This window comes from Nocardiopsis sp. NRRL B-16309 (assembly GCF_001279585.1).
GTDB lineage: Bacteria > Actinomycetota > Actinomycetes > Streptosporangiales > Streptosporangiaceae > Nocardiopsis.
This window is the reverse complement of the sequence record NZ_LGEC01000153.1, coordinates 1-429: the sequence shown is the minus strand read 5'-3', so window position 1 is coordinate 429 and position 429 is coordinate 1. Positions and strand designations below refer to the sequence as shown.

1 protein-coding gene is annotated in these 429 nt (G+C 69.9%); it reads right to left on the bottom strand.

Features of this window, described 5'->3' with window-relative positions; all coding sequences use genetic code 11:
• Positions 1-429 (bottom strand): condensation domain-containing protein (locus ADL05_RS29150; RefSeq protein WP_156366102.1); only part of this gene is annotated, 429 nt, incomplete at both ends.

The window sequence follows — 429 nt, the reverse complement described above, 5'->3', positions numbered from 1 at the left end:
GCCGGTCCAGTGCCCGATCGCGCTGGCGACGGCGGTGAGCAGGGCGTCGTTGACCTGTGTGTTGAAGACGGCGGGCAGGTCCTGCAGGAGCGCGCGTGCGTGTTCGGCGTCCAGGACGGCTTCGTGGACGCGACTGTGGCCGATGGTGTTCGGGTGGGTGGGGCCGTCCGCGGGCAGAGTGGTCGTCGGTGCGCTCTGCCGGGCCCAGTAGGTGTGCTCCCGCAGGGTGTCGGTACCGCGGCTCTCCTCGTGCAGTCGGTCGGCCCATTGCTGCCATGAGCTGGTCTTGGCGGGGAGGGCGGGTTCCTGTCCGTCGCGCAGTTGCTGGGCGAGGGTGTCGAGGTCTTCGAGGATGATGCGCCAGGACACCACGTCGACCACGAGGTGGTGGGCGACCAGGAGCAGCCGGTTCTCGCGCTCGACCCCTTC